Origin of the sequence: Intestinimonas timonensis (genome assembly GCF_900626145.1) — a bacterium.
GTDB lineage: Bacteria > Bacillota > Clostridia > Oscillospirales > Oscillospiraceae > Intestinimonas > Intestinimonas aquisgranensis.
In genome coordinates this window covers 1-7,689 of sequence record NZ_LR130826.1, presented here as the reverse complement: position 1 = coordinate 7,689, position 7,689 = coordinate 1, and the positions used below count along the sequence as shown (strand labels likewise).

Here is a 7,689-nt window from a genome sequence, read left to right as displayed (position 1 = left end):
TCCGGACGATCCAGAGCATTCCGTTGAGCATGATCCCGTTATCCTTCCGGGGACGACCCCGCTTTCCCGTTTCTTCCGGTGGCAGCAGCGGCTTGATTCGTTCCCATTGTTCTTTTGTTAATTCATATCGTTTCATGCTCATAGCTTCGCATAACTTGGTTTCTTGTGCAACTTCTATTTTTCAAACAAGGCCTAGATTTCATTACAAAAGTCCCAAAGACTTTTGGCAGGCTCCTGAAGCGGTTTACACTTCTTGCTGATCAGACCAAGTGTCCATGGAAATTCCGGATTCTTCAGCGAAATACATTTGATTCTGTCTCTGTACAGCTTTTCGACCACCGGTCTTCCAATGAGGGTGATTCCTTGATCTTCCGCAGTCATCTCCAAGAGAAGGTCCCACTGAGAAGTCGTAAATGTAATATTGGGGACAAATCCCGCCTCTTTGCAGCGTGCCAGTATTTGATCGTGGAACATGTAGTCTTTGGATACAATCAGCATAGGTTCTTCTTTAAGCTCTGTAAAGTTAACAACGTCCCGTTTTGCAAGCCGATGTTTTTGTGAGACCGCCAGCACGACTTCCGAACGATAAACCGTCTTTAACCTCATATGTGGGTTCTCATATGGTTCAATGACTACCCCCAGATCAATCTGATCCCCCATAACCATGGTCTCTACTTTTTTGGAAGTCCCTTCGAAGATCTGCAAATCCACTTGCGGATACTTTAACCCATATTCATATAGGATTTTTGAAAAAAACACACTTCCAACCGAAGGCGGCAATCCAAAACGCAGCGTGCCTTTGACCTTCCCCAGCAATGACATCAGTTCCGCAGTACGGACCTGCCAGTAGTCCAGAACGTCCAATGCAAAGCGGTAGACTGTCTCCCCCTCATCGGTCAGGCTCAATTCCCTCGGATCTCGTTTGAACAGTGTGACATCCAGCTCTTTTTCCAAGGAGCGGATCGATTTGCTCAGCGCGGGCTGGCTGATGAAGAGTTTTTCTGCCGCTTTTGTGAAGCTCTTTTCCTCTACAATACGCACAAAATATTCTAATTGTACTCGTTTCATAGATACTCCTTTCAGGAAGCAGACTACCCTGCATCAGGGCGCAATTCATCTTTCACAAAAAGAACATTAGAACAATAAGGGCGTATTGTATTTTTTATTATAAAGCATAGATGGATATTTCGCAAATTTCTTTTTGGGGATGCGTTTTTCCCGCAAAATACTGACCACCGCAGGCCGTATTCACATTGCTGAGATTGAAAGAATGCGCAACAAAGTCACGGCGCTTTGTTGTCACAATGCTCAAAAAGTGTGAATTGTTGAATAAATTTTTTGGTATAACCAAAATTCATGTCAGGATGAAAAAGGTGTATTTTTCAAACAGCACAGCATGGACTATAATCAAATCACCAAAGCATAAAGAACATTAGGGCAAAATTTAGGGCGAATACAACAAAAGGTGGTGTATATTCCAAATTAGGAATTTCCCCTTGATTACACGTTTTGAGTATCATATCCATGGCGTGTTAGAACCGAAAGGAGCATGATTCTTGTGAATCAGTATCAAGAGTTATACCAGAAAAAAAAGATGACCGCCGAGCAGGCACTGGAACTGATCAAAGACGGCGACTACATGTTTTCTGCCCAAGCTGCGGCGGAACCTCAGGCGATTCTGTCCAAGCTCCAGCACCTAAAAAATACTGGGGTGAGAGGAACGACCCTTAACACCTGCCTGCCCATCCAGGACTACGCCGCGATGAGAGATCCCGAGATGCGTGGGATTATGGACCACAGCGGCTGGTTCTTCAACGCCAACCTCCGCAAGATCCAAAAGGATAAGCTGGTCAGCGCAGTCCCCCAGAGTTCCACTTCTGTTCTTCGCAAGGCTCTGCAGCGGATCAAGTATGAGGGACGCCGTCCTGTGGTGATGGCAACGGTCTCCCCTATGGATGAGCACGGTTACCTTTCCCTCTCCATCAGCGCGATCTATGAGCGGGATCTCATCGATCAGGGTGCTCTGGTCCTGCTGGAGGTCAATCCCAACTTTCCCAGGACCTTTGGTGATACACAGGTACATATTTCCGAAGTGGACGCGCTTGTGGAGTCTGACCGCCCCATCCCTGTGGCCAAGCTGGTGCCTTACACAGACGTGGATCAGAAGATTGGCTCCTACGTCGCCTCTCTGGTGGAGGACGGCTCCACCATCCAGCTGGGTATCGGCAATATCCCCAATGCAGTGGCGAATGAACTCAAGAGCAAAAAGCACCTCGGCATCCACACGGAGATGTTCACAGAGACCATGGTTGATCTGATCGAATGCGGCGCTGTTGACAACTCTCAGAAGGGCTTCATGAATGGCTACTCCGTATGCTCCTTCACCATGGGCAGCCAGCGGCTCTATGACTTTGTCAACAACAATCCCACCGTACTGTTCAAATCCTCCACCTTCTCTAACGATCCCTACACCATCGCTAAAAACAACAAATTTGTCTCCGTTAACGCCAGCCTTGAAATCGATCTCACCGGCCAGTGCGCCTCCGAAACCGTGGGCAACCTTCAGTGGTCTGGTACCGGAGGGCAGTCCGAGACAGTACAGGGTGCCCAGATGTCCCCGGGCGGAAAGTCCATCATCGCTATGCACTCTACTTATACCACCACCGATGAGAACGGCAAAGAGGTGCTCCACTCCAAGATCGTCCCCTTCCTTGCCCGCGGCGCAGCGGTTACCACCTCCAGAAATGATACCGACTACGTCGTCACGGAATATGGCATCGCCTGGCTGCGTGGCTTGAACATCCGGCAGAGAGTGGATGAGCTGATCAAAATTGCTCACCCTGATTTCCGGGACTGGCTGCGGGAAGAGGCAGAAAAGAATCTGATCTGGTGATCCTCCTCTAAAGAGGATAGGCGGACATGTCCCGGGTCCTTTTTACGCGCAGTTTCCATTATTAGTATAAAAAGGGATATTATTTAATATGAGCAGTCTGACTTTTCAAACAAGGATTTTTCGGGGTTTTGACGGCGCGGAACTCCATTATGTGGATGTCGGCAGCGGCCAGCCCATGATCTATGTCTGCGGCTTCGGAAGCTCCATCGGATCCCAGGCACCATTTATCGAGGCCATGCAGCACCACGGCAGGATCATTGTATTTGACCAGCGTGCCTTCGGAATCACTCCAGCGGCAGGAGAAATGGGTATCCATCAGTCTGCCAGTGATGTCCAGGCCCTGATAGAACATCTGGATCTGAACGATGTCGTTTTGTACGGTTACTCCATGGGCGCAGCCGTTACCTTCTCCTATGTTGCACAGTTTGGCACGGACAGACTGTCCAGAATCATTCTCGGCGACATGTCCCCAAAGCTCATCAATGAAAACGGCTGGGATCTAGGCCTGTACCAGGGGCACTACACCCGTGAAATGTATGAAGAAGATCTGGACCTGATCCACTCGGACTATAAGCGTTTCGCGCTCCGTGTGGCGGAGGGGCTTCTCTTTCCCAACAGCGCCTCCAATGTCTGTCGGCCGCTTGGAAGTGCAGACGAACTTCGGATGCGTATTCTGAACCGCCGACACGATTTGATCGCTCAGGTTCTGATCAAGGGAATGGTCGACATCACGCCGGACCACATGGCAGCCAACTACCACTATTGGTCTACCATGGCAGGCGCTGATTTTCGGGAGGTCTTGCCTAAGATCGATGTCCCTGTGATGATCCTCTACGCTGACCCCGGTTCCGCCTATTGTCCGGCCACCGCGGCATACATGAAGGAGCAGATTCCCAACGCTACTCTGATGCCGATATACGGCTGCACCCATATGGCGGCCTCAGAGAATCCCATGCAATGGCGCGGCTGTGTTGCAGCCTTCGCCTATCCATGAAGTGATCCTTCCCCTCGGCGGGGATCATAATGTAAAAGAAAGAGAGGAAAAAGTATGGAGATCATTAGTGTGATCGGTATGGTTCTTGGTGTCGCAGTCCTGATCTACCTGACCTTCAAGGGAATCAACGGCTTTGTGGCCTCCCTGATCGGTTCCATCATCGTCATCGTGAGTAGCGGACTGCCATTTTGGGGGACCCTGACCGGTACATATGCCGCCTCTTTGGGCAGTACCTTTGGTTCCTATCTGTTCCTGTTCACCATCGGATCGGCGTACAGCGAGTTGATGAAGAAGAGCGGCGCAGCCGAATCTATCGCCAATTTCCTGTTTGGCTTCCTGGGTGTAAAGGCCACCGTAGCCGGCACTCTGATCATTACCTTCCTGCTGGCGTATGGCGGCGTAAATGCCTTCATCATCATTTTTGCCGTCTATCCTGTTGCTGTCCCCATGTTCCGCAAAGCAAATGTCTCCAAGCTGCTGATGCCGGCCATTTTCCTGTACGGCGCCGTGGTCCTGAATGTCGTTACCCCGGGCGCCCCCTCTATGCTGTGCATCGCGCTCTCTGAAAAGCTGGGCGTCACCACCTTCGCCGCCCCCACCATGGCCATCGTCCTTCTCGTTGTGGCCTTCGGCTTCGGTATTTTCTACTTTACCTGGGCATCCAACTCCCTCCGTGCCCGCGGGATCGGCTTTGTGGCTTCCGAAAGCGATGCCGAACTCATCGCCGGCAGCACCAGCGGTAAGGAGCTGCCCCCCATTCACCTGGCCATCCTGCCCTACATCGTTATTATCGTTCTGAAGCTCGTGCTGGCCAATTCTATGAGCGCCTCTGACGGCATCAATACCGCCATGGGAGTCGGCGCCATCGTCCTGATCATCACCAACTACAAATATCTCAAGGGCCACATCGTAGAGGATCTCGTGACCGGTTTCCTCTCCAGCATCAATCCCCTGCTGCTGACCGCCGCGCTTATGGGCTTTGCATCCGTCGTCAACGCCTGTGCCGGCTTCCAGTACTTCATGAACTTTGCCATGCTGCTGGCAGACAAGATGAATCCCTATATTTCCGCTGTCATCGTAACCAACGTGTTCTCCGGCATCACCGGCGCTTCCCTCAGCGGTACTCAGATCTTCTGCAGCACCATGGCCGACCAGTTCATGTCCCTTGGTACGGTCAATCCCGAGGCCCTCTACAAAGTCGTCGGTATGGCTGCCATGGGTATGGATACGCTGCCCCACTGCCCCACCTTCGTGATGGAGGCTCAGGTCTGCGGCGTGACCACCAAGGAGTCTTACCCCCATGTCCTTATCATGACGGTCATCACCCCCATCGTACTGGCTCTGATCGCAGCTACCATGGCTATTGTCGGGCTGATCTGACCTTATCAAGGATGGCACATAGCTGATATGCCTGAAACAGGTCAGTGTCAATTCGGTAATTGACACTGACCTGTACTTTTTTCATAAGGAACACAAAGCAGGTCAAGCGTCTGAAAAGATCGCGCAAGTGACCAGGAAGGATGAAATCATATGGTAAAGATTTTGACAGCAAGAGAAGCCGTTGAGTCTTACTTTTTTGATGGGGCAACGGTCACATTCGGCGGCTTTGCCAACGGATTGATGCACCCGGAAGAGATCATGATCGCACTGGAAGAAGCGGCTGCCACTGGTCATCCCCGGGCATTGAAGGTCATCTATGCATCCGGTCAGGGGGACAGCGTGGACCGTGGTCTCAACCACTTGGCAGTGGACGGAATGTGTAAAACGGTAATCGGTGGACACTGGGGCTTGGCGCCCAAGCTTGGAAAGTTGGCGGCAGAAAACAGGCTGGCAGCTTATAACCTGCCTCAAGGTATTATCTCACAGTTGTTTCGTGAAATCGCTGCAAAACGCCCTGGCGTGATCACTCACGTGGGACTGGATACCTTTGTAGACCCCCGTTTGGAGGGAGGCAAGCTCAACGAGGCAGCCTATGAGGCCGGCGATGTGGTCAGACTCATTGAGCTGGACGGGGAAGAGAAGCTGTTCTATCCCTCGTTTCCCATCGACATCGCGGTGATTCGGGCCACCTATGCCGATGAGCACGGAAACTGCACCTTTGAAAAAGAAGGCGTATATGCAGAGGCCCTGGCTCAGGCTCAAGCTGCTCACAATTCCGGTGGTAAAGTAATCGTCCAGGTAGAGAAGGTCGTATCTTATGGCCGTCTGGATGCAAGGCTGATCCGTATTCCCGGTATCTATGTGGACGCGATCGTAGTAGCTGCGCCTGAACACCACATGCAGACCTTCGGGACTCAGTATGACCCTGCATTCTCTGGAGAAATCCGTGTTCCGCTGGACGCCCTTTCACCGCTTCCACTGGGAGAGCGGAAGATCATTGCCCGCAGGGCCGCCATGGAGTTGGCCCCCCATGCAGTGACCAACCTGGGGATTGGCATGCCCGAAGGCGTAGCTTCCGTGGCCGCAGAAGAGGGGCTGGAAGGCATGATCCTTACAACAGAAGTGGGAGCCGTAGGAGGCGTGCCGGCAGGAGGGAAAGATTTTGGCGCCGCCACAAATGTGGACTGCATTTTGGAGCAGCCAACCCAATTTGACTTTTACGACGGCGGCGGATTGGATGTGGCCTTTTTGGGTCTGGCTCAGATGGATGCTGCTGGAAATGTAAATGTCAGCAAATTTGGTCCCAAGATCGCGGGATGCGGTGGCTTTATCAACATCACGCAGAACGCCAAAAAGGTCATCTACTGCGGCACCTTCACTGCAGGCGGGTTAAAAGTCGCAGTAGACAACGGTGAGCTGAAAATCCTTCAGGAAGGCAAAGTGAAAAAACTGATCAGCCAAGTGGAGCAGGTGACCTTTGCAGGCAGTTACGCCATCCGCAACAATCAGCCCGTTATCTATATTACGGAACGGGCCGTCTTTGAACTCACAGCAGATGGTGTGGAACTCAAAGAAGTCGCCCCCGGCGTCGATCTTCAGAAGGATATCTTGGATCAGATGGACTTTAAGCCGGTCATCAAACACGTAAAGATAATGGACGAACGCATTTTTCAAAACGAGCGCATGGGGCTCACACAGTAACCGCATACTCCAAATACAGGGAAGATAATCTAAGAGGAGGGCCAACAATGACAATTCAGGAAATCAAATTGGGGGACAGCGCCAGTGTGACTAAAACAGTAACGGAGACAGATGTCTATTTGTTCGCCGGAATCACTGGCGATCTCAATCCCGCGCACACCAATGAAGTCTCTGCCAGCAAGACCCAGTTCGGTGGCAGAATCGCCCACGGCATTCTGGGCGCAGGTTTTATCTCTGCCGTTTTGGGAATGAAGCTTCCGGGGCCGGGTACGATCTACCTCGGCCAGGAATTAAAGTTTACGAAGCCAGTTTATATCGGCGATACCGTAACTGCCACCTGCACGGTTCGTGAGATCCTTTCCGAAAAAAATATTGTAAAGCTGGAAACCATCTGCACAAATCAGCATGGCGATATTGTGATCAAGGGTATGGCAACGGCGATGCCCCCAAAAAGCACTGAAAAAGCTTGATCCTTCCATCAGATATGGTTTTAAATCTAAGGCTGCTGCATAATTTTACTCTGAATCAAAAGAAAGGCATCTGCTTTTTGAACCGCCCCAAATTGTGCGGACAGCACAAAAAGGCCTCAATGTAGGGAAATATGAAGTTTTAAGCGGAGTGGCGCAGCGTGAGCGGCGCCACTCCAGTTTTTAGCTGGATGCGCTCGTGGTTGTAAAAATTGATATAGCGGTCAATCATCTCATTGGCCTCACAGAATGAG

At 51.3% G+C, this 7,689-nt stretch carries 8 protein-coding genes; 5 read left to right on the top strand and 3 right to left on the bottom strand.

The window, feature by feature from the left end; all coding sequences use genetic code 11:
- Both E0E29_RS17175 and E0E29_RS17170 read right to left on the bottom strand, forming a co-directional pair.
- Positions 1 to 136: transposase (locus E0E29_RS17175; RefSeq protein ID WP_242622577.1), on the bottom strand; the 136-nt coding region annotated here is incomplete at its 3' end.
- 56 nt (positions 137 to 192) lie between these two features.
- Positions 193 to 1,068 carry a LysR family transcriptional regulator gene (locus tag E0E29_RS17170; RefSeq protein WP_130850974.1) on the bottom strand — a complete coding sequence of 292 codons (876 nt, stop codon included), beginning with the start codon at positions 1,066 to 1,068 and terminating at the stop codon, positions 193 to 195.
- 490 nt (positions 1,069 to 1,558) lie between these two features.
- Here E0E29_RS17170 and E0E29_RS17165 point away from each other — a divergent pair, with 490 nt between their 5' ends.
- The 5 genes from E0E29_RS17165 (at position 1,559) to E0E29_RS17145 (ending at position 7,438) form a co-directional block, all read left to right on the top strand.
- On the top strand, positions 1,559 to 2,893 hold the full coding sequence (locus E0E29_RS17165) for an acetyl-CoA hydrolase/transferase family protein (protein WP_130850973.1): 1,335 nt from the start codon (positions 1,559 to 1,561) through the stop codon (positions 2,891 to 2,893).
- A gap of 88 nt (positions 2,894 to 2,981) precedes the next feature.
- The gene (locus E0E29_RS17160) at positions 2,982 to 3,887 is read left to right on the top strand and encodes an alpha/beta fold hydrolase (RefSeq protein WP_130850972.1); all 906 of its coding nucleotides are present in this window, start codon (positions 2,982 to 2,984) and stop codon (positions 3,885 to 3,887) included.
- A 54-nt stretch (positions 3,888 to 3,941) separates the two neighbouring features.
- Positions 3,942 to 5,267 (top strand): GntP family permease, encoded by a 1,326-nt coding sequence (locus E0E29_RS17155; RefSeq protein WP_130850971.1) that lies wholly within the window; start codon positions 3,942 to 3,944, stop codon positions 5,265 to 5,267.
- A 150-nt stretch (positions 5,268 to 5,417) separates the two neighbouring features.
- Positions 5,418 to 6,968 carry an acyl CoA:acetate/3-ketoacid CoA transferase gene (locus tag E0E29_RS17150; protein WP_130850970.1) on the top strand — a complete coding sequence of 517 codons (1,551 nt, stop codon included), beginning with the start codon at positions 5,418 to 5,420 and terminating at the stop codon, positions 6,966 to 6,968.
- Between the two features lie 47 nt (positions 6,969 to 7,015).
- A complete protein-coding gene (locus tag E0E29_RS17145; protein WP_130850969.1) occupies positions 7,016 to 7,438 on the top strand; it encodes a MaoC family dehydratase in 423 nt (140 codons plus the stop codon).
- A gap of 139 nt (positions 7,439 to 7,577) precedes the next feature.
- Here E0E29_RS17145 and E0E29_RS19350 read toward each other — a convergent pair.
- The coding region (locus E0E29_RS19350; RefSeq protein WP_165449966.1) for an IS3 family transposase at positions 7,578 to 7,689 on the bottom strand (112 nt) is incomplete at its 5' end.